Source organism: Tundrisphaera lichenicola (assembly GCF_051175385.1).
GTDB lineage: Bacteria > Planctomycetota > Planctomycetia > Isosphaerales > Isosphaeraceae > Tundrisphaera > Tundrisphaera lichenicola.
Genome location: NZ_CP195106.1, coordinates 6,560,649 through 6,581,365, shown reverse-complemented (window position 1 = coordinate 6,581,365; position 20,717 = coordinate 6,560,649). Strand labels below are relative to the sequence as shown.

General features: G+C 65.4%; 16 protein-coding genes. 6 read left to right on the top strand and 10 right to left on the bottom strand.

The annotated features are described in order from the left end of the window. Positions 1-149 precede the first annotated feature (149 nt). Positions 150-2,429, top strand: a complete 2,280-nt coding sequence (locus P12x_RS25900; protein WP_435007917.1) for a bifunctional SulP family inorganic anion transporter/carbonic anhydrase — start codon at positions 150-152, stop codon at positions 2,427-2,429. A 63-nt stretch (positions 2,430-2,492) separates the two neighbouring features. Here the strand turns inward: P12x_RS25900 and P12x_RS25895 are convergent, their stop codons facing one another. The 3 genes from P12x_RS25895 to P12x_RS25885 are packed head-to-tail and all read right to left on the bottom strand — an operon-like array spanning position 2,493 to position 7,706. Beyond that, complete coding sequence (locus tag P12x_RS25895) at positions 2,493-3,047, bottom strand: Rrf2 family transcriptional regulator (RefSeq protein WP_435007916.1); 555 nt, start codon at positions 3,045-3,047, stop codon at positions 2,493-2,495. A 50-nt stretch (positions 3,048-3,097) separates the two neighbouring features. After that, a complete protein-coding gene (locus P12x_RS25890) occupies positions 3,098-6,298 on the bottom strand; it encodes an efflux RND transporter permease subunit (RefSeq protein ID WP_435007915.1) in 3,201 nt (1,066 codons plus the stop codon). Between the two features lie 46 nt (positions 6,299-6,344). Next, on the bottom strand, positions 6,345-7,706 hold the full coding sequence (locus tag P12x_RS25885) for an efflux RND transporter periplasmic adaptor subunit (RefSeq protein ID WP_435007914.1): 1,362 nt from the start codon (positions 7,704-7,706) through the stop codon (positions 6,345-6,347). Between the two features lie 541 nt (positions 7,707-8,247). On the opposite strand from P12x_RS25885, the gene P12x_RS25880 reads away from it, so the two are divergent. From P12x_RS25880 to P12x_RS25870, 3 genes are read left to right on the top strand one after another with little or no spacing between them, the layout of a single operon-like run. Continuing rightward, a complete protein-coding gene (locus P12x_RS25880) occupies positions 8,248-8,904 on the top strand; it encodes a bifunctional 4-hydroxy-2-oxoglutarate aldolase/2-dehydro-3-deoxy-phosphogluconate aldolase (protein ID WP_435007913.1) in 657 nt (218 codons plus the stop codon). Beyond that, the gene (gene cobS, locus P12x_RS25875) at positions 8,901-9,659 is read left to right on the top strand and encodes an adenosylcobinamide-GDP ribazoletransferase (protein WP_435007912.1); all 759 of its coding nucleotides are present in this window, start codon (positions 8,901-8,903) and stop codon (positions 9,657-9,659) included. Before P12x_RS25880 ends, cobS begins: the two co-directional genes overlap by 4 nt. Before the next feature lie 43 nt (positions 9,660-9,702). Continuing rightward, the gene (locus tag P12x_RS25870; protein WP_435007911.1) at positions 9,703-10,338 is read left to right on the top strand and encodes a pyridoxamine 5'-phosphate oxidase family protein; all 636 of its coding nucleotides are present in this window, start codon (positions 9,703-9,705) and stop codon (positions 10,336-10,338) included. Between the two features lie 184 nt (positions 10,339-10,522). Here P12x_RS25870 and P12x_RS25865 read toward each other — a convergent pair whose 3' ends face one another. Beyond that, the gene (locus tag P12x_RS25865) at positions 10,523-10,957 is read right to left on the bottom strand and encodes a hypothetical protein (protein WP_435007910.1); all 435 of its coding nucleotides are present in this window, start codon (positions 10,955-10,957) and stop codon (positions 10,523-10,525) included. 1,459 nt (positions 10,958-12,416) lie between these two features. Here P12x_RS25865 and P12x_RS25860 point away from each other — a divergent pair. Beyond that, positions 12,417-13,967 carry a hypothetical protein gene (locus P12x_RS25860; protein WP_435007909.1) on the top strand — a complete coding sequence of 517 codons (1,551 nt, stop codon included), beginning with the start codon at positions 12,417-12,419 and terminating at the stop codon, positions 13,965-13,967. Positions 13,968-13,998: 31 nt separating this feature from the next. Here P12x_RS25860 and P12x_RS25855 read toward each other — a convergent pair whose 3' ends face one another. From P12x_RS25855 to P12x_RS25830, 6 genes are all read right to left on the bottom strand, one after another. Next, entirely contained in the window at positions 13,999-14,664 is a 666-nt protein-coding gene (locus P12x_RS25855; RefSeq protein WP_435007908.1) for a hypothetical protein, read from the bottom strand. A 35-nt stretch (positions 14,665-14,699) separates the two neighbouring features. Then, positions 14,700-15,272 (bottom strand): orotate phosphoribosyltransferase, encoded by a 573-nt coding sequence (pyrE, locus tag P12x_RS25850; protein ID WP_435007907.1) that lies wholly within the window; start codon positions 15,270-15,272, stop codon positions 14,700-14,702. A gap of 133 nt (positions 15,273-15,405) precedes the next feature. Beyond that, positions 15,406-17,904: a protein kinase domain-containing protein gene (locus tag P12x_RS25845; RefSeq protein ID WP_435007906.1), complete on the bottom strand. Its 2,499-nt coding sequence runs from the start codon at positions 17,902-17,904 to the stop codon at positions 15,406-15,408. Positions 17,905-17,922: 18 nt separating this feature from the next. Continuing rightward, positions 17,923-18,501 (bottom strand): RNA polymerase sigma factor, encoded by a 579-nt coding sequence (locus P12x_RS25840; protein WP_435007905.1) that lies wholly within the window; start codon positions 18,499-18,501, stop codon positions 17,923-17,925. 450 nt (positions 18,502-18,951) lie between these two features. Then, positions 18,952-19,182, bottom strand: a complete 231-nt coding sequence (locus P12x_RS25835; RefSeq protein ID WP_435007904.1) for a hypothetical protein — start codon at positions 19,180-19,182, stop codon at positions 18,952-18,954. Between the two features lie 116 nt (positions 19,183-19,298). Further along, positions 19,299-19,895: a hypothetical protein gene (locus tag P12x_RS25830; RefSeq protein ID WP_435007903.1), complete on the bottom strand. Its 597-nt coding sequence runs from the start codon at positions 19,893-19,895 to the stop codon at positions 19,299-19,301. A 487-nt stretch (positions 19,896-20,382) separates the two neighbouring features. Between P12x_RS25830 and P12x_RS25825 the strand changes: the two genes are divergently transcribed. Further along, positions 20,383-20,646 carry a hypothetical protein gene (locus P12x_RS25825; protein ID WP_435007902.1) on the top strand — a complete coding sequence of 88 codons (264 nt, stop codon included), beginning with the start codon at positions 20,383-20,385 and terminating at the stop codon, positions 20,644-20,646. The last annotated feature ends 71 nt before the right edge of the window (positions 20,647-20,717 follow it).

Sequence of the window (20,717 nt, the reverse complement as noted above, 5' to 3'; positions counted from 1 at the left end):
CGCGCCTGCTCGTTCCTCGGGCCTGGCCGGTCGGCCGTCGGATTCCAGGCTTGAGTTCCCGGCGCGGCAGGGCCGACCGGGTCGTCGTTCCTGTTGATTAAATCCATACCTGTGATCTTGAAGCTCGCTCATTTCTGGGGTGATCTCGGATGAATCTCATGAAGTCTTCCGGCCTCCGACAGGACCTGGCGGCCGGGCTGGTCGTGTTCCTGGTCGCTCTTCCGTTATGCCTCGGAGTGGCCCTGGCCTCGAATGCCCCGCTGTTCGCCGGGGTCCTGGGCGGGATCGTCGGCGGGATCCTTGTGGGCATCCTGAGCGGATCGCACACGAGCGTGAGCGGGCCGGGGAATACCCTGATGGCGATCGTGGCGGTGCAGATCGTCACGCTCGGCTCGTTCCGGGCCTTCCTGCTGGCCCTTGTCGTCGCGGGGATGATCCAGGTGGTTCTGGGGATCGTCCGGGCCGGTTCGATCTCGGCCTTCGTCCCTTCGAGCGTGATCAAGGGCATGCTGGCGGCGATCGGCCTGATCCTGATCCTGAAGCAGGTTCCTCACATCCTGGGCCACGACCCCGACCCGGAAGGGGAGATGTCGTTCTTCCAGCCGGACCGCCAGAACACCTTCTCGGAGCTGATCCAGACGATCGGCGATCTCCATCCCGGGGCGGCGACGATCGGACTCCTGTCGATCGCCCTGCTGATCCTCTGGGACCGATGGACGCCCCTGAAGCGGCTGGGCCTGCCCGCCCCATTGGTCGTGGTGATGCTCGGGGTCGGGATGAACCTGGCCTTCCGGCGGATCGGGGCCCCCTGGCAGATCGGGCCGGGCCACCTGGTGCAGGTCCCGGTGGCGGAGAGTCTGGCGGGATTTCTCGATCTCTTACAGATGCCCGACTTCTCGCAGTGGTCCAATCCGGCGGTGTATACGGCCGCCCTGACGATCGCGGCGGTGGCCTCGCTGGAGTCGCTCCTGAGCCTGGAGGCCGCCGACAAGCTCGACCCGAAACGAAGGTCCTCGCCCCCCAACCGGGAGATGGTGGCCCAGGGGATCGGCAACATCGCGGCCGGGATGATCGGCGGGATCCCGATCACCTCGGTGGTCGTCCGAAGCTCGGTAAACATCAACGCCGGGGGCCGGACCAAGCGATCCACGATCGTCCACGGTCTCCTGCTCCTGGTGAGCGTCGTGGAGCTTCCGTCCTGGCTGAACATGATCCCGCTGTCTTGCCTGGCCGCCATCCTGCTGGTCACCGGCGTCAAGCTGGCGAGCCCCGCCTTGGTCCGGCAGATGTGGCATGAGGGACGCTACCAGTTCATCCCGTTCGCGATGACGGTGGCCTCGATCCTCCTGACCGACCTGCTGATCGGCCTGTTGATCGGCATGACGGTGAGCATCGGCTTCATCCTCCGGAGCAACGTCCGGCGTCCGCTCCGTCGGGTCGTCGAGAAGCACCTCGGGGGCGAGGTGACGCGGATCGAGCTGGCCAACCAGGTGAGCTTCCTGAACCGGGCCGCGCTGGATCTGGCGCTCGACGGGATCCCCAGCGGGGGCCATGTCCTCCTGGATGCCAGAAATACCGACTACATCGACCCCGACCTCCTGAGCCTGATCCGGGACTTCGAGCACCAACGCGGCCCGGCCCGAGGGGTCCAGGTCAGCCTGATCGGATTCCGGCAGAAGTACCAGCTCCGCGACCAGACGCGCTACGCGGATTATTCCACTCGCGAGATCCAGAAGTCGATCACCCCCGAGCAGGTCCTGGACCTCCTGAAGGAGGGGAACGAACGTTTCCGCGCGGGGCATCGGCTGACCCGGGACCACGGGCGGCTCGTCAGCAACACGGCCCTCGGGCAGCATCCGCTGGCCGTGGTCCTGGGCTGCATCGACTCGCGGACGCCCGCCGAATTGATCTTCGACGCGTCGATGGGGGACCTGTTCAGCGTCCGGATCGCCGGGAACGTGGTGAGCCGGAAGGTCCTGGGCAGCATCGAATACAGTTGCGCCGCGGCCGGGGCGAAACTCGTCCTGGTCATGGGGCATACCCGTTGCGGCGCGGTGACCGCCGCCGTCCAACTGGCCACCTCGCACGAATCCATCGAGCGGGCGACCGGCTGCCAGCATCTCGCCCCGATCCTCGAGGAGATTCAGCGTTCGATCGATCCGGAGACCCTCCGGGTCTTCGACCAGCTCACCCAGGAGGAAAAAGAACCGATCGTCAACGCGGTGGCCTGGCGGAACGTCGAGCACATCGTCGAGCAGATCCTCCGCCAGAGCCGGACGCTGAACGACCTCGTCGTCCAGGGACGCATCGCGATCGTCGGGGCGATGTATGACGTCGCCACCGGCGAGATCGCGTTCCTGCCGGATCGGGCTGTCGGCCTTGGCCCGGGCCTTGGTGTGGTCGATTCCGAGGAAACGGTCTTCGGTTGACGGTCGAGACGGCGGATGGCCTAGGGGTTGGCGAGACTCGAACGGCCTTTCGTCCCGATCGAGTCAGCAGCCGGCTTCGACGCCGTGTGCCGTCGACTCGCCTCCGACTTTCTCGGGTGGATGGGCCGGATCCACCAACCCTGCCCCTGCCATCCGGTCCCGGATCCTTCCGGTGATGCAGGCGATGTTGATGCTCTGGAGCTGCCGGGTCATGCCTTCCTGGACCTTGTCGTAGACCTCGGTCAGGACGCCCTGGATGTGCAGGCCGCACGGGCAATCGGGGCTGGGCTCGCTCCGGTGGAGGGCGAAGATCTGGTTGTGGGGCTCGACCGCCCGGAGGATGTCGAGCAGGGTGATCCGCTCGGGGGCCAGCAGCAAGGACCAGCCCCCGCAGACGCCGGTCCGAGATTCGACGATCCCGGCGTCCCGGAGCAGGCCGAGGAGCCGTCGGATCACCACTGGGTTGGTGTTGACGCTCCCGGCGATGAACTCCGAGGTGAGCGATTCGCCGGGCTTCATGGCGAAGATCGTCATCATGTGGATTCCAACGCTCAGCTTCGAACTCAACACGGCATCACCCCGATCGAAATGATGGGGGTGGGTGGAGAGCACCCCCATCGTCCGAGCCTAGCGCCGGGAGCCCCGGAAAACAACCCCTGCTGGGAAAATCAATGGACCGCCACCTCGACCTCTTCGCGTGAGGGGGCGTGATGTTCAGTTCGCTCCTCGATCGGGGTTGGTTCGTTCTGGGCGGAATCCCCGCGTTTCCGGGCCAAATAATCGATCAGCCGTTCGCCCAGGACGTAATAGATCGGGATCACGAACCGGCCCAGGATGGTGCTGATGGCGATCCCGAAGGCGATCACGATCCCCAGCGAGTTCCGGCTGTAGGCCCCCGCGCCGGTGGCCCGGGCCATCGGCAAGACGCCCATGACGAAGGCAAAGGAGGTCATCAAGATCGGCCGGAGCCGCTCTCGGGAGGCCACCTTGGCCGATTCCAGGATGCTCGTCCCGTGCTTTCGACGCATCTCGACGCCGAACTCGACGATCAGGATGGCGTTCTTGGTCTCCAGCCCGATGAGCATCACCAGGCCGATCTGGCCGAAGACGTCCAGCGACATGTCGTAGTACCAGAGCCCCACGACGGCACCGAACATGGCCAGGGGGACCGTCAGGATGATCACCGTGGGCCGGATCCAGCTCTCGTAGAGGGCGGCCATGAACAGGAAGACGCAGACCACCGACAGGGCGAAGATGTAGATCGCCTGGTTGCCGGTCTTCTGCTCCTGCAAGGTGGTGCCGGTCCACTCGGTCCCGAACCCTTCGGGGAGGACCTCGTCGGCGACCTCCTGCATCGCGGCGAGCGCCTGTCCGGAGCTGAAGCCGGGGGCGGGCCCGCCGTTGACCTTGGCGGCGGCGTACATGTTGTAGTGCGGCACGTCGATCGGCCCCAGGGCGTAGCGGACCTCGCCCAGCGAGCTGAGCGGGACCCGGTCCCCTTTCCGATTCAGGACGTAGAGGTTGGCGATATCCTCGGGCTTGGTCCGGACGCCCCCCTCGGCCTGGACCATCACCTTCCAGACCTTCCCGTAGAGGTCGAAGTCATTGACGTAGTAGCCGCCGAGGTTGGCCTGGAGGGTGACGAACAGGTCGGTGATCGGCACGTCCAGGCGTCGGGCCTTGGTCCGGTCGATGTCGAACTTGAGCTGCGGGACCCGCGCCGAGTAGGTCGAGAAGACCCCGGCCAGTTCGGGACGCTTGCGGGCCTCGTCCTGGTAGCGGTCCACGACCTTCTGGAGGACGTCGACCCCCTTGCCCGCCCGGTCCTCGATCATCAATTCCAGGCCGCCGGTCTGGCTCAGGCCGCGGATCGGCGGCGGCTGGAGGACCATGACCCGGGCGTCGCGGACCTTGGAGGAGATGTCCTGCTGGAGCTTCTGGACCAGCCCGGCGGCCCGCAGCTCGGGCGTGCTTCGCTCATGCCAGTCGGTCAAGCGTGCGAAGACCACGCCGCAGTTGGTCTGGTTGGCCGAGGTGATGATGTTCATCCCCTCGATCGTGACCGTGTGCGCGACCCCCTCCTGAGCCCGGGCGATCGCCTCGACCCGGCCGATGGCCGCAGCGGTCTTCTCGCCGCTGGTCCCGTCGGGCGTCTGGATCACGCAGATCACGTAACCCTGGTCCTCGGTCGGGATGAATGCCTTGGGCCTGGAGGCGATCATCCACCCGGTGAACCCCAGCAGGAACAGCGAGGGCACGACGATGACCCACCAGTGATGGGCCGTCCATTCGAGCACCGAGTCGTACGAATCCTCGATCCACTTCAAGGCCGCGTTGAACCAGCGGAACAGGAAGAAACGCGTCTCGCCGTGCTTCTGGCGGAGGAACAGCCGCGACATCGCCGGGCTGAAGGTCAGGGAGTTGAACGCAGAGAAGACGAACGAGAAGACGATCGTCATGGCGAACTGGTTGTAGAGCTTGCCGGTCATCCCCGGCATGAACGCCACCGGGACGAACACCGCGGCCAGGACCAGCGTGATCGTCACGATCGGCGTGGTGATCTCGGCCATCGCGGCCCGGGTGGCCGCCAGCGGCGAGAGGCCCCGGTGCAGGAACTTCTCGACGTTCTCGACCACGATGATCGCGTCGTCCACCACCAGGCCGATCGCCAGGACCAGCCCGCAGAGCGTCAGCGAGTTGATCGAGAACCCGAACGCCGCCATGACCGCGAACGTGGCCACCAGCGAGACCGGGATCGCCAGCATCGGGATGATCGTGGCCCGGAACCCCTGGAGGAACACGAAGACCACGATCATCACCAGGATGAACGACTCGATCAGCGTGTGCTCGACCTCCTTGATGTTCTCGTCCACATAGTCGGTCGTGTTGTACACGATCGTGTAGTCGAGCCCTTCCGGGAAGCCCGCCTTGAGCTGGTCCATCTCCTTGCGGACATCCTCGATGATCCCCAGCGCGTTGGCGTCGGCATACTGGAAGATCAGGATGCCGCCGGCCGGCTTGCCGTCGATGTAGGTGGCCGACTCGTAGTTCTCCGAGGACAGCTCGACCCGGGCGACGTCCTTGACCCGGACGATCGAGCCGTCGTCGTCGCGCCGGACGATGATCTCCTCGAACTCTTCCGCCTTCTCCAGCCGCCCCTTGATGGTGATCGGCAGCTCGAAGTCCTGCCCGTTGGGGACCGGCCGGCTGCCGATCTTGCCGGCGGCGGCCTGGACGTTCTCCTGCTGGATCGCCTGGATCAGCTCGGTCGGGGCGATCTTCATGTTGGCCATGCGGTCGGGGTCGGTCCAGATCCGCATGGCGTACTTGCGGCCCCGGACCGTGGCGTCGCTCACGCCGTCGATCCGCCGGAGGATGTCGGCGACGTAGATCTGGCCGTAGTTGTCCAGGAAGTTGGCGTCGTAGCGCCCGTCGGGCGAGATCAGGTTGACTACGCAGACCATGTCGGTCGAGGTCTTCTTGATCGAGACGCCGTACTGCTTGACCTCCGGCGGGAGCTGGGCCTGGGCCGTCTGGACCCGGTTCTGGATGTCGACGGCCGCCATGTCCTGCGAGTAGCCGACGTCGAACGTGGCCACGATGTTCGAGACACCATTGCTGGTGCTGTCCGAGTTGTAGTAGATCATCCCCTTGGTGCCGTTGATCTGCTGCTCGATCGGCGTGGTCACCGTCCGGGCGACGCTCAGGGCATCGGCCCCGGTGTAGGTCGTGGAGACCTGCACCTGGGGGGGCACGATCTGGGGATACTGCGCGATCGGCAGATTGATCGCGCTGATCGTGCCGATCAGGATCATCAAGAGGGCCGAGACCGTCGCGAAGATCGGCCGTCGGATGAAGAAGTCGACCATGAGCGTCGTGGGCTCCGGGGGTCCGATCGGGCTCGGGTGTCGGGTTTCAGGATCTCGGCGAGGCCTCGGCCTCGGTCGCGGTGACCTTGGAGTCGTCGGCATTGCGCCGGGTGAGGGCGGCCGGCTCGCTCTTGACCGGCAGCCCGGGGCGGATCATCTGGAGCCCGTCGACGATCACCGAGGCCCCGGGGTCCAGCCCCTTGGTGATGACCCGGAGCCCGTCCTGGGTCAGCCCTGCGGTCACCTTCCGGACGGCCACCTTGCCCGCCTCGTCCACGACATAGACGACCGCACCCACGTCGGATTCGACGACCGAGGGGGCGGGGACCACCACGGCGTCCTTGAGGTGGTCGACCACCATCCGGACCTTGACGTATTCGCCCGGCAGGAGCTTGCCGCCGGGATTGGGGATCCGGGCCTTGGCCAGGAAGGTCGAGGTCGTCTCGTCGACGGAGTTGTCGATGAAGAAGCATTCCCCTTCGAAGGGATGTTCCAGCACGCCCGAAGGCCCCTGGCGGGTCAGCTTGACGGCCAGGCCCCCCTCGATCAGGGTCGTGGTCCGGTCGAGGTCGCGAGAGCTGAGCCGGAGATCCACGCCCATCGGGTCGAGCTGCTGGATCGTGGCCAGGTCGGTGTACGCCCCCCCGCCGCTCGCGTCGGGGCCGACCAGGTTGCCGACCTTCACCTTAGCCTCGCCGATCCGCCCGTCCAGCGGGGCGTGCATCCGGCAATAGCTCAGGTTGATCTCGGCGTCCCGGACGGCGGCCCGGGCGGCCGAGATCTGGGCCTGGGCCGAGGCGATCCCCACGGCGTAGTCGGCCTTGGCCTGGTCCAGGTGGGCCCGATCGGCCAGGACCTGCGATTCCCAACGCTTGCGGTCGGCCTCGGTCTTGTCCAGATCCTCGGCCGAGCCGGCACTCCGGGAGACCAGCGTCCGATTCCGCCGCTCCTGGATCTGCGCCAGCAGCAGTTGGGCCTGGTCCACCTCCACCTGGGCCGCCGAGACCTCGCGCCCCTTCGATTCCTCGGCCTTCTTGAGCGCGGCCTCGGCCTCGGCCTGGCGGGCCCTGGCCGATTCGAGGGCCACCTGATACGGCTCCTCGTCGATCACCAGGAGGAGTTCCCCCTGCTTGACCATCGCGCCTTCGGTGAAGTGGCGCTCGGTGAGGAACCCTCGGACTCTCGCCCGGATCGTCACATTTTCCAGGGCCCGGGTGGTCCCGTTGGGCGTGACCTCGATCGGAAGGTTCATCCGTCGGGACTCGACCACGCCGACCGTCGGGGCCGGGGGATCTACCTTGGGCGCGGCCTTCTGGCAGCCCGCCAGGGCCAGCAAGGCCAGGGCCGTCGCGGAGCCCACCAAGTATCGACGAGCGAGGCGGACGGAGACGGGGTCGAACGGTCGCATGACTTCCAATCCTCCCGGAAATCGGAGCGCGCACCGGTCCCTCCCCGGGGACTGGTCCTGCCCCGGTCGAGTTGGTGATCGCGCTGAGGCCCGCCGATCCCATCCGGGATCGACACGGCCGAGATCGGGTCCAGGCCCTCGGCTCACCGGCCTGGCCGACCCTCGTTTGAATCGGAACCATGGTAGTTGCGAATCGAACGAAGTCAATCCCGCCCGCCCGATCTCTCCGGGTTGGGACACTTTTGTGGGTCCCGTGGTTCGGGTCCGAGGCCCTTCTTTCCGAAAGGTTTGCGGCGATTCGGGAGGGTCGTGCTTTTTTCTGCCGAGTCTTCCAGATCATTCGGAGTGACTACGGGCGGACTCGTTCGTTCGGGGGTGGCTCCGGGTCTCGATGGAAAGCTCAGAGCGGGGCATTCGAGGCGGATGTCGAGCGGGTGGCCGAGCCCTCGGGCTTGATCGCGAGCATCGAAGACCGGATGATCGTCGAGGAACGGGCCGACCGGCCCCGACCACGACCAGCCGTGAAACGGAGCCCAGACCGATGAGCCGAGATGCGACCCTCAAGCGAATCCTGGACGGAGGGATCGTGGCGGTGGTCCGGTCCGAGTCGCCCGACCAGCTCGTCCGGGTCGTCCGGGCCTTGGCCGAGGGGGGCGTCACGGCCGCCGAGATCACCTTCACCGTCCCCAACGCCCTGGAGGTGATCCGCCAGGTCCGACAGGAGCTGGGCGACTCGATCGTCCTGGGGGCCGGGACCGTGCTCGACCCCGAAACCGCCCGCGCCGCGCTCCTGGCGGGGGCCGAGTACATCGTCTCTCCTTCGACCAATGTCGACGTGATCCGCCTCTGCCGGCGCTACGACAAGGCCGTGATGCCCGGGGCCCTGACCCCCACCGAGGTCGTGACCGCCTGGGAAGCCGGGGCCGACGTGGTCAAGATCTTCCCCTCCGACCTGGGCGGGCCCGGTTATCTGAAGGCGCTCCGGGGGCCCCTGCCCCAGATCCGGATGATGCCCACCGGCGGCGTGGACCTCAACACCGCCGAGTCGTTCCTCAAGGCCGGGGCCTGCTGCCTGGGCGTGGGTAGCTCGCTGGTCGAGCCCAAGGCCGTGGCCTCGGGCGACTTCGACCGGCTTCGCGACCTGGCCTCTCAGTATTCGGCGATCGTCCGGAAATTCCGCGAAACGTCGAGTCGATGACCCGGGCCGTCCGAGCCTTCCGCCTGGCCCTGGCCTCCCTGACGATCTTCCCGGTCCCGATCCGAGGCGACGAGGCCACCCCGGCTCGGCGGGCCGACGCCCGGTTTGCCTACCCGGTCGTCGGCGCCTTGATTGGCCTGATCCTGGCCGCCCTGAGCGAGGCCCTGACCGCGAACGGGACATCGAGCGGGCTCTCGGCCTTCCTGCTGGTCGCCACGCTCGCGATCCTCTCGGGCGGGCTCCACCTCGACGACCTGGCCGAGACCGCCGACGGCCTCCTCCTCCGGGGTGACCCAGCCCGGAGGCTGGCCGCGATGCGCGACCCGCACCTCAGCAGCTTCGGCGTCTCGACCCTGATCCTGGTCCTGGTCGGCAAGTTCGCCGCGATCGAGGGCCTGGGGGGGACCTCCCGGGCGCTCGTCCTGCTGGCCGCACCGATGGTGGCCCGGTCGCTGGTCCTGGTCTCGGCGGGCCTGGCCCCCCCCGCCCGACCCGATGGGACCGGTCGATTCCTCATCCAGGCCACCACCCCTCGCGACGCCGGATGGGGAGGGGTCCTCGTCCTGGGGGTGGGGAGCCTGGCCTGCGGGGGGCCTGGCCTGATGGCCGCCCTGGGTAGCCTGAGCGTCGCGATGATCCTGACCCGGTCGGCCCGTCACAAGATCGGCGGTGTGACCGGGGATACTCTCGGGGCGCTGATCGAGCTGGCAGAACTCACGTTCCTGGCGGTGGTCGGGCTGGCCGTCGCGCGTTGAAGCCGCGGTTGATGGATAACCTTGCGTTCTCAAGGAGCTTCACTTGAATTCTGCAAAATTCAAACAGGTCGTGACGTCGGCGGATGAGCTCACCCGGTTGATCGGCGAGCCGAGCGAGCTGGCCCTCCGGAAGCAACTGACGGAACTCGACCCGCACATGATTCGGTTCATCGCCGAGTCGCCGTTCCTGCTGCTCGGGACGGTCGGCCGCGATGGCTCGTGCGACGTGTCGCCCCGGGGTGATGCCCACGGCCTGGCGAAAGTCCTCGATTCCCGGACGCTGATCATCCCCGATCGTCGGGGGAATCGCCGGGTCGACAGCCTGAGGAACATCCTGGAGACCGGGAGGGTCGGGCTGCTCTTCCTGATCCCGGGACTCGGCGAGACCTTGCGCGTCAACGGCCGGGCCTGCGTGATCCGGGATGAAGAAGTGCTGGCCCCGCTGGCGGCGGAGGGGAAGGTGCCGACCCTCGGGATCGCCGTCGAGGTCGAGGAGTGCTTCCTGCATTGCGCCAAGGCCCTGATCCGGTCGAAGCTCTGGAAGGCCCGCGAAGGGGCCCGCGAGACGTCGCTCCCCTGCTTCGCCGAGATCCTGATCGACCAGACCAAGCTGGAAGGAGAGTCGGTCGAGTCGCTCCAACGAGTGATCGAGGATGCCTACGTCAACAACCTCTACTGATAAGGATCAGGACGACAGCCCCGAATCGCGCCGTGCTCGGAGAATCGCGTACTACCGGCAAATCGGGCGATCTACGAACGAGGAGCACCTGATGCGAGGATTTGTCGGGTTGCTGCCGAAAATTATTGATAAATGTACGTGAATAAATTCGTTGTCGATGGTGATCGAGTGGCCTTGTGGTGGCTCAATCAGAAGGCCCATCGTTCGAGGAGAACATCGAGACCCTTCGCCACTCTCCGCCGTTCCGCTCGTAGATCTCTCGGTGACCATCAGCCATCCACGTCGAACGAAGTCGGCCGAACAACTCGGCGTCCTCGGTTACCAGATGAATGTCGGATTCGTGACAGAGTAGGAATTCAGCCCGCCCGTCCGAGGCCTTGACGTGCAGATTATCCCGCCCGACCCGGTAGTTATTCGCAGCCTCGGCCTCGACGATGAATTCCGGAAGTCCAGAGGACGGGATCATAACATCCTGGTAGAGCAACTCATCCGGGCAGTCGCATCCGAAGCCGTAAGCGACCAGGACCTCGGGTATCCCGACCGTCGCCAGCAACTCCACCACCCTCCCGACCGCCCGCAGGTATTCGCTTCGCGATAGGATGCCTGAACATAGTTCCATCACCGACTCCCTGGCGGTATTTTTCCCTGGTTACTGGCGGGCTCTCGGCATAGACGAGGCGAATTGGCATTGCTATCGAGGATGCGAAGGCAAATCATGCCGGTCGCCAGCGTTGCTCGGGCATGCTCGGCCCTTACCCTGTGATTCTCGGGGATTTTCTTTCGGGGATCGGGTCACGTTGGCTCCCGGAGCGAGCTCCGAGTCCTAAAGCGGGAGCAAGCTCCCGCACTCCAAGGCGGCCTAGTCGCTCTGGGGTAATCACCGCATCCATCATGCCGCCGGAGGCTTCGGAGTGCGGGAGCTTGCTCCCGCTTTGCTCGGGCGGAGCTTGCTCCGCCAACACAACCCCCCAGAATCCCTGGGCACACCCGTTCCGACGCTTGGCGATCGGTTCGAGCGGTCCCTCTATGATCAGTTGGAGTAACAAGGATCGTTTTTGTGGCTGTAGATCATCGCCAGGGCGGTCCCCAGAGCACCCACAAGCTTTCACGATGACGATTCTTAGTGTGTCCGAGACCCAGGCCGGGCCGCGATAGTATTCGGGAAGGGCCGACCAATCGGCTGCCTCCCCGACCACGGGTGCTCCTTTGTTCGGAATCTTTTGCGAAAACTCGAAAGTTATCGCTACTCCATCCTGGGCCGAAGCCGAGGGCGGCGGTCGGAACGAACCCATTCGTGCCTCGATGGAACGAACCCATTCGACCGGCTTAGATCCAGGGTTTCTGGCGCAAAACAAAGCCATCTTGTCTCGACGAAACGAAGCCATTTCTCGCCGCTTCCGAAGGTCAAACCAGGCCCTGAGGTGGATCGAAGTAGAGGTTGTGATTTTGTCTCAAACTCTTTTTCCTAGGGCATTAATGGCTAGTGGCCGATGGGCGGTTTGCGGAGTGAAACCGTATTCTCACTGTGAAAATGAGAAGAATATGGATTCGGGGAAGGTAGGTTCGGTCGAGCGTGACAAGCCCCACCAGTCCGACTTGATTGAGCCCGCCGCGATCGACCCAACCTACCGGAATTGCCAATATTCAAGTGTTTTCAGAACGAAGCCAACTGACCTGGTCGAAACAAAGCCACTTCTAGAGCGGAACAAAGCCACTCCTGGGATTCTCCGGCGAGCGGGAGAGTCTCCCCTGGACGGTTCGACAGCCGGGATTGCTCCGCCTTGGAGGCCCGGAGGGGACCGCGAGTCCGGGAGATTGGCCCGCATAATCCGCATCTTCGGGCGGTTCGGTTCAAGCCAACTTCGCGGAAGGGTCGATAAGCTCGGACAGGGCGGTCTGGTGCGCCGAGGGGTCCGACTCGGGAGTGGTGACCGAATGGGCGAGTCGATCATGATCCTGGGGGGGGCCCGATCGGGCAAGACCCGCATGGATCTGGTCCATTGCTGAGGGGCGGGCCTCTCGATCCGCGTGAAGTGAGTCGGTCGAGCCCGAGTCTGAGTCTGGGGGAGAGTCGAATCGTGATCCGATGGCGGGGCGGCAAGCGACTGGCGACGATCGGGCTGGGCCTGGCCCTGGCCTGGGGCTCGCTCGCGCAAGTTGCTCCCGCCGCCAATCCCAGGGTCCAGACGCTCTACAGCAAGGAGCGGGCCTTCCGGCTCCCCTTCAACATGGAGGCGGCCGACCGGCCCCGGACCAGGCAGATCCAGCTCTGGGCGTCGAGCGACGGAGGCGAATGGCAGAAGGTCGACGCCAAGGACCCGGACGCCCAGGCGTTCTTCTTCCGAGCCCCGAAGGATGGCGAATACTGGTTCGCGGTCCGGACCCTCGACACCAAGAACCGACTGATCCCCTCCGACGTGGACGAGGTCGAGCCCAACATGAAGGTGATCGTCGACACGACGGTCCCCGCGATGAATCTGGACGCACTCCCGAGACGCGGGAGCGTGGCCGCCGTCCGCTGGGAGGTCGTGGACGACCACATCGACCTGGAATCGCTCCGCCTGGAGTTCAAGGTGGAAGGGGGCGACTGGACCCCGGTTCCGATCCGCAAGCCGGCCCGGATCGGCCAGGAGAAGTGGGACTGCGGGACTTCCGAACCGATCAAGGTCCGGCTGAACGTGGCCGACCGGGCCAAGAACCTCCGGATGCTGACGCTCGACCTTCCCGACGGGTCGTCGAGCGCCGGGGCGATGAACGGGCCGGGCCAGGGCCTGGAAGGGGACGTCCCTCCCCCCCGGAGCACCTTCGCCTCGTCCGAAAACGAGCGAGAGTCGCCCCGGCCTATCTCGGCCAACCCCCCGGCGATGACTCCGGCCCGGACGACTCAGCCGGTTGGCCAGTTCAACCCGTTCGCCCCGGCCGAGTCCGGGGCCGCCGGCGGCGGAGCACCCGCACCGGAGGGTCCGGCCCCGCCGATCCTGGTCACCAACCCCAAGTTCGGGCTCCAGTACCTCGTCGAGGACCCCGGTCCTAATGGCCCGGCGGTCGTCGAGCTATGGGTGACCACCGACGGCGGACGAACCTGGTACAGCCGGGGAGAGGACCCCGACCGCCAGTCTCCCTTCCCGGTCGACCTGGGGGGCGAGGGGACCTTCGGCCTGAAGCTGGTCGCGCGGTCCTCGGCCAATCAGGGCGACCAGCCCCCCGTCCCCGGCGAGCCGCCCGAGACCATCGTCGAGGTCGACTCCTCCGGGCCGGCCATCAAGCTCGACCCCCCCCGGATCACCGGCGGGCAAATCACGATCGCCTGGCACGCCAACGACCCGCACCCGGCCCCCCGTTCGGTCATGATCTCGGTCCGGCCCGACGAGCCCGACGCCAAGTGGGTCCCGATCACCCCAGCCCCCATCGACAACTCCGGGCAGTATGTCTGGGCCTTGCCCGCCAACAGCCCCCCCAAGATCCACTTCCGCGTCGACATCGTGGACTCGCTGGGCAACCGGGGCTTCGCCGAGACCACCGAGACGGGAGCGGTCCTGGTCGACCGGAGCCGACCCAAGGGTCGGATCATCGGCCTCGATCCCTCGACCCGCGAGGGGACCGGACCCTCGGCCCGCGCCTTCAAATGAGCGTGCACCGAGAGGTCTCAACCACGTGCCATCAAGCGATCAGGGCCGCGGGACGCTCGAAGACCCGGCTATTTCCCCGCTTGGCGACCACCTCGGCGGCCCCGCCCATTCTCAGGCAGTAGGCCACCCGCCGGGCGAATTCGTCCGACCGTCCGATCGCCCGAGCCAGCTCGCCCGTGGTGAAGCGGTCGGGAAGATCGTCGGGTAGGAGCGACCAGAGGTCGGCCGACACGCGGAGAGGGACTGTCTGGCGGACCTCCCGGAGCAGACGGTCGACGACCAGATAGCCCGGCTTCCGACGACGCGGGGCCCGGATCTCGTCGACGTCGACTGCCAGCAAGTCGATCCGGAGATTCGAGTTGGGGAAGATCCGGGCCAGCTCGATCAGGTCGTCAAAGGCATCGAGCAGGGACCCGCGTTTGGGGCTCCTGCGGGCCTCTCGATCCGGCCCCTCGGCCCGGTCGCGTCGGATGATCCGGCGGGCCACCACGACGGGCCGGACCACGACGACCTCGTGGTCGGGCAGGAGCCGATCGAGCTTCCCACGGAGCCGCCCGAGCGGCGCCGACTGGATCTCGACGAGCCTGCCCTCGGGGTCGATCGCGTCGACCCGGTAAGCTCCGACGACGACCTCGGATCGTCCCCCGATCCGAGGTCCGTAGCGGTCCTTGAGCTCGCGGTGCAGACTCCGTTCCACTCCGACTGGCCCTCCTCGGCCGCGGGTGCCGTCCGTCAGGGCCTGGGCAGGGGTTCGACCCCGAGGTCGCGGATGGTGACCAGGGCCCGGAAGTCGAGCCCACGGGCGGCGAATGCCTCGGCGGCCCCTTCGAGCCGGTCCAGCAGGGCGATCACCCGGACGACCCGGCATCCCAGGGCCTCGGCCGCGTCGACCGCCTGGAGTGCCGAACTGCCGGTGGTGGCCACATCCTCCACGATCACCACATCCATCCCGGGCCCGACCGGCCCCTCGACCAGCTTGCCGGTCCCGTGCCCCTTGGCTTCCTTGCGGACCAGGAAGCCTTTGAGGGCGGGTCGAGACCCCGCGCCGGCGACCGCGAGGGCCGCGCCGACGATCGGGTCGGCCCCCATCGTCAGGCCGCCGATGGCCGCGACCTCGGGGAGGTCGGCCATGAGATCCAGCACCCCGGCCCCGATTTCCGTCGCTCCCACGGCCGAGAGGGTCACCGTCCGACCATCCACGTAGTAATGGGAAGTCCGGCCGCTGGCCAGGGTGAAGGTGCCCGTCTTCAGGGCATCGCGCTGGAGGAGCCCGATCAGTCGGACTCGGTCATATCCGGTCGCCATCTCGATCACGTCCCTCGGTCTGATCGCCCGTCCTCGAAGTTCGCGACCAGCCTACCAGACCAGCCGGCCCGGTCCAAGCGCGAGCGACCCCATTCGATCCCCCGACCGGATCGAACGGGGTCGCGAGGCGGGCTCAATCCTCCGCTGGCCTGCTGGAGGTCGCTTCGGGGAGGAACTTGCGAGAGCGTTTTTCGATGTTCGAGAGCATCGGTCCGATGCTCTCGCGGACATCCTGCCCATCGACCCGATCCGCATCGACCAGCGGTTGGAGATTCTGGAGGATCAGCCTGGCGTTCGAGAAGCCTTGTCGGGCTTTTTCGAATTCCTGGGCGATGGCTTCGAGCGAAGCCTGGCCCGAAGCGATGGCGGCGCGATAATACTCCCGGAAATACTCGATCTCCCTGGGCTTCACTTCGCCCCAGCAGAGGAGCAACTCGTTCAGGGTAAGCTCGACCTCCCGGAACATCGGCCGGGCTTTCCGTCGATCATCGGTGGTCTCGCTGTTGTCGAGCTGGGCATCGGCACGCTGGGTCAGCAGCGGCAGGAGGAGCTTCCGCGAGAAGGTCAAGGCCTTCGGATGCTCATAAGGGTCTTTCTTGGCAACCTCGAGCGCGTGGTAGAGGTGCCGGATCGCGGAGTCCTCCAGCCCGACCCGGCGTTCAATCTCGGCGATCTCCCCGAGGGCCTGGAGCATGTCGGGATCGATTTCGAGGGCCTTCTGGAAGTAGGGGAGGGCCTCCTTAAGGACCAACAGATCGACCGATGTCCCGGCGATCAGCCGGCCTTTCCTGGCCAGGAGGGTGGACGATCGGCGGTCTTCGCGAAGTCTTCGGTCCAGGGCCACGGAGAAATCGGGCTTCTTGCTGGCCTCCTCCAACCTCGCACTGCTCTCCTTAAGCTTGGGCTTGGCCTTCCGGTACTTCTCGACCTTCTCCATCGCGACCGACTCATAAAGGATGGGCATGGCCAGGTCGGGATGCGCCTCGGCCAGACGATGGAAGGTGTCTCGGGCGCGGGCCCAGGACTCCGGGTCGCCCGAGTCGAGTTCGGCCACGGCCTTGCGGAATTCGGGAGTGTCGGCCAGTTCGATGGCAATCTCGGCGATGGGCTTCGGCGGGAGGAGCTTCAGGATCGGTCGAACTGCCAAGGCCGCGACGATCAGGAAGAGCAAGGTCAGGGTGAGGATCCGGTTCCTGGAGATGAAATTGACGGTCCGCTCGATGGTCGAGGGGTTGTCGGCATACTTCATGGGCCGGCGATCGAGGAACCGTCGGAGATCCTCGGCCAGCTCAGTCGCGTCGGAGTAGCGGTCCTCGGGCCGGAACTCCAGGCACTTCGCGATGATGGCTTCGAGGGTCGGTGGCACCCCCGGGTTGAACTGTCGGACCGGGACGATGGGCTCGGATCGGCGATCATGGAGGGCCTGAATCGCGCGGGTCAGTGGCAGTTTCGAGTCCGGCACCTCGGGGCGTTGGCCGGTGAGCAGGCCCCGGAGGACCAGACCCACCGCGTAGAGATCGGCGGGCGATTCGACCTCGGACCAGGCGGAGGGGTCGAGGAAGGCCCGGAGTTGCTCGGGTGCCATGTAAGGGAGGGTCCCTCCCTTCAGGGCCGCCTGGGCCTGCTCCGGGTCGCATGGGGCGTGGGCCAGGTTGAAGTCCAGCAGTTGCGGACCTTCGCTGTAGGCCAGCAGGATGTTGGCCGGCTTGATGTCGCGATGGAGGACGCCCCGGTTGTGGAGATAGGCCAGGGCGTTGGCGAGTGCCAACCCGAGCCAGGCGACCGCCTCCGAATAGGAGCCCTTGTGCGGGAAGTCGTCCCAGCCGGGCCTCTCATCTCGAGGGCCGCCCTCCTTCGAGGGGTCCGAGAGCATCAGCGCGTCCCAGACCGCCTCGGCGGACCGGGGGACGGATTTTTTCCCCAGCCTGAGGATCAAAGTCTCCAGGGTGATCCCCGGACGATACGGCATGCAGAACCCCCGAAGCCCGTCCTCGGCCTTGGTGACGTCGAGGACCGGGACGATGCTCCGATGGTCGAGGTTGGCCATGATCGAGGGCTCTCGGCCGATCGAGGCCGACAGCTTCAAGGCCACCTTCCGGCCGCCGAGCTCTTCGTCCGTCGCCAGGTAGACCCGGGCCGCACCGCCCGTCCCCAGGATGGATCGAAGGTGGTACTTGGCGAACCTGGTGTTCGGCTCCGGGTACTTGGGCGGGGCCGGCTCGTGCCCGACGATCTGGCTCAGCTTCCGGTGGTAATCCAGTTGCGAGCGGAGCGAATCCTGCCAGGCCTGATATCGCTCGCAGAACTCGCCGGAGTCCGGGCTTTCGCCTCGCTCTTCGAGCTGGCAAAATTCCTCGTAGATCAGGCTCACCGCACGGTCGCCCGAGGCGGAGAGCTCAGGGAATCGGTCGAGATATTCGCCCGCGGTGGGCCGCTCGCCCCGATCGAATCGATTCTGGAGGTCGACCTTGATCAACGAGCCCAGGACCCTCAGCGAGTGCGTCGAGCCGATCTCGGCCCACACTCGCTCCAGCGAAGGAGGGCCTTCCTGCCAGAGCGCTTCGTAATCTTCGATTGCGCGATCGCCCGTATCCGTCCCGTCGTACCTGGGACCGGAGAAGATTGGACGCATGCGGCCCACCTCCTCCGGTTAAATTCGACAGGATCCGCGGAGCTTTTCCAGGAATCGCTCCACTCTCCGGAGTTTCCAGCCCGTTTCTCGGGCCACCTCGGAATTGGTCAATCCATCGCGCTTCAGTTCCAGGATCCTCCGCCGCTCGCCGCTCTGGGCCTCCAGGAGGTTCTCCTCCTCCTCCGTGGCGACGGCCACCTGGCTCGCCGTGGGCGAGTCGTCGGCAAGCTCCCAACCGTTGGCGTACGCGCCCCCTTCGAGCGGTCGATCGCGCGAGAAGTCACGCTTCTGGGCGTGCCCCCATCGATGTCCGTCGACCACTTTCTGCTCGGCCGCGTGGATCAGGAAGGCTCGGAGCCCGGCGACCGACGAGAAATCGAAGTGGTTAAACTTCGCGGCGAGGCTCTTCATCACCTCGTTCGCGATGTCGGTCGAATCGGCGAACTTTCGCATCGGCCGACTCATGCGCCGGCTGATGACCCGGACGACCTTGGGATAACAATCTTCGAATAAGGCTTGCCAGGCATGCTGATCGCCCTGACGTGCTCGTTCGATCAAGTCATTTGATGTGCCGGCGGACGGCGACGACGCAACCATCAAGACGCCTCCCAGGTTGTCAATGGGAGGTGGATTCGCGCGGTCCGTCTTCAGGAGGTAAAACGGGATGGTTCGGGCCGCGCCGAGATCCTCCACCAGATGCCACGATTCTAGCGTGGTGGAGTGATTCGTAACAGCGTCGACTTCCCATCGAAGGGCTTGGACGCCAAAATCAAGCAAGATTTTAGGGTCGAGTGGACGGCGAGGGGAAAAAAAGCGACATCAAGTCATTTTATCGAGACACTCCCTTGTCGCCGTCGCCCGATCGAGCCGCTTTCGGCCGGTCCATCTTCACCGATACATTCCGATCTGCCCTGGGCGTCTCGGGCGCTCCAGCCCTCTCGATTCGGGAGGATGAGGCATTTTCGATCGCGCCCGGCTCCGGGCAAGACTTCATGAAGGGGGTAGGTTATAAAGGATCTCGCGGTCCCGGAGCCGCGATCGTCGAGTTCAGCTCCAGACCGACGGATCCGCGGGGGGCTGATCCAGGTCGATCGGGCCGGAAGAGCCATCAAGATCCCAGCTGGTGAGAGTCGTCCGCTCGCCGGGCATCGTGCAGGTATAGAAAGGGATCTCGGTCGACTGCGAGCCGGAGGAGACGCTGGCGGCTAGCGTGGTGGTCGAAGGGGTGATCCGCAGGCTCAGCGAGTCGAAGCTGGGGCTGAAACGACGTCGGCGCATGGAAAGATCCTTAATCCTAACGATGAGGACTTGAGTGAAAATGGGTTCAGGTAGGTTGAGGCATCGGGCGGCCTGGACGCGAACGGTCCGGCCTTATCCGTCACCTTGCCGAGTTTTTAGTTGACGCTGAAGGCAAGATTTCCGGACACGCCAGACGCTGGGAGGCTGCTGAAATCCTGCGGGTATGCATGATTCGGCAGCAGGGATCGCGAGGCCTGTAGGTAGAGCGGGCAGGAGCGATGTTGCTCCACGGCCTCATTGGCGAGCCTCACCGAAAGGTCATGCCGCCCGGCCCGATGGGTCAAGATATAGAGGGCTAGCGGAGAAATTCCCTTCGCTCCCGACTCGACGAGTTCATCCAGCGTCATACCGCGGAGGAGGCGGCTTTCGGCACGGCGGACCTCCCGGATCAACTCCTGGCGAAGCTGCCCGACGATTCGCTCCAGGGCGCGGAGGTAGCGTCCGAGGGACCGCTCCTGGGTGAGCTCGGACCAGGGATCCGGCCGCGAGTGGTCGACCGATTGTACGGCCACGAAGAGTTCCGGGTCGATCGGGATCGTGGGCTTGAAATCCGAGGCTTCCAGGAGCCGAGTCGCTGCCGATTCCCAGACCCCGGGCGTCAGGCCGATCGAGTTCCAGTTCGGATATCGACGTCGGTAAGCCCGCTCGATCCGATCCGCAAGCACTTCGATTGCATCCTGGGTGGCGAGCACGGCAACCTCGATCAATGGTCTTTGAGGTAGGAGGATCATCGGGATTGAGGAGGAAGTGAGTCGCACCGAGATGCATCCGACGCCCCCCGTCGTGTGTAAGGACCGTAGAAAGAAAATCGCCGCGACATTCTTTTTTGGAAAATTTCGGATTTGCTGTCGGGACCGCGCCGGCATCCCAATCGGTCGCCCGTCCGATCCACTCAATCTCGCCCGAGTCGAAGATCGGGAGATTCGATCCGTGGGTGGATTTGTGGATGAGCGAATAGCCGGGTCCGGTGAGCCCGAGGACCGGGACCGGGGAGGAATCGTGCTGTGGGGGATCTTCATGATCTTTGATCGGAAACAACGTCGATAGACTTCGGACCGATCATTCGATAGGCTTAACCTAATGTTGATAGAAGGTGCTTAAACTTGCTCTGGCATCGGGCGGTGGATCGCACTTTGATACGGCACGACCGCCCTCGCCCCGACGAGACGGACCGAATTCATGGAAACGTTTCCCAGGCATTCGGACTGGCAAACGATCAAGCTTGATCTGGCTCATCGCATTCGGGTCGTACGCGAGGAGCTCTTTGGCGAGCTTGGTGGTCCCCTATTGGCCCAGAAAATCGGCGTCCCTTACCGGACGTGGATGAACTATGAGGATGGCTTCACCATTCCTGCTCAGGCCATCCTTCGGTTCCTGGAAGTGACCAATGCCGACCCGCATTGGCTCCTGACCGGTGCGGGCGATAAGTACCGGACCGCCTGATCCTCAGGACCGCTCCCCGAGGGGTTCCCCACCCGTGGGGGTGGTACTCCCGGCTCGTGAATCACGATCCT

Bases quoted from the DNA above. Each gene is read 5' to 3' on its own strand.
- P12x_RS25865 (WP_435007910.1), bottom strand. From the start codon at position 10,957: ATGGAACTATGTTCAGGCATCCTATCGCGAAGCGAATACCTGCGGGCG.
- P12x_RS25900 (WP_435007917.1), top strand. From the start codon at position 150: ATGAATCTCATGAAGTCTTCCGGCCTCCGACAGGACCTGGCGGCCGGG.
- P12x_RS25885 (WP_435007914.1), bottom strand. From the start codon at position 7,706: ATGCGACCGTTCGACCCCGTCTCCGTCCGCCTCGCTCGTCGATACTTG.
- P12x_RS25825 (WP_435007902.1), top strand. From the start codon at position 20,383: ATGGAAACGTTTCCCAGGCATTCGGACTGGCAAACGATCAAGCTTGAT.
- cobS (WP_435007912.1), top strand. From the start codon at position 8,901: ATGACCCGGGCCGTCCGAGCCTTCCGCCTGGCCCTGGCCTCCCTGACG.
- P12x_RS25840 (WP_435007905.1), bottom strand. From the start codon at position 18,501: ATGGTTGCGTCGTCGCCGTCCGCCGGCACATCAAATGACTTGATCGAA.
- P12x_RS25845 (WP_435007906.1), bottom strand. From the start codon at position 17,904: ATGCGTCCAATCTTCTCCGGTCCCAGGTACGACGGGACGGATACGGGC.
- P12x_RS25880 (WP_435007913.1), top strand. From the start codon at position 8,248: ATGAGCCGAGATGCGACCCTCAAGCGAATCCTGGACGGAGGGATCGTG.
- pyrE (WP_435007907.1), bottom strand. From the start codon at position 15,272: ATGGCGACCGGATATGACCGAGTCCGACTGATCGGGCTCCTCCAGCGC.
- P12x_RS25890 (WP_435007915.1), bottom strand. From the start codon at position 6,298: ATGGTCGACTTCTTCATCCGACGGCCGATCTTCGCGACGGTCTCGGCC.
- P12x_RS25835 (WP_435007904.1), bottom strand. From the start codon at position 19,182: ATGCGCCGACGTCGTTTCAGCCCCAGCTTCGACTCGCTGAGCCTGCGG.
- P12x_RS25895 (WP_435007916.1), bottom strand. From the start codon at position 3,047: ATGGGGGTGCTCTCCACCCACCCCCATCATTTCGATCGGGGTGATGCC.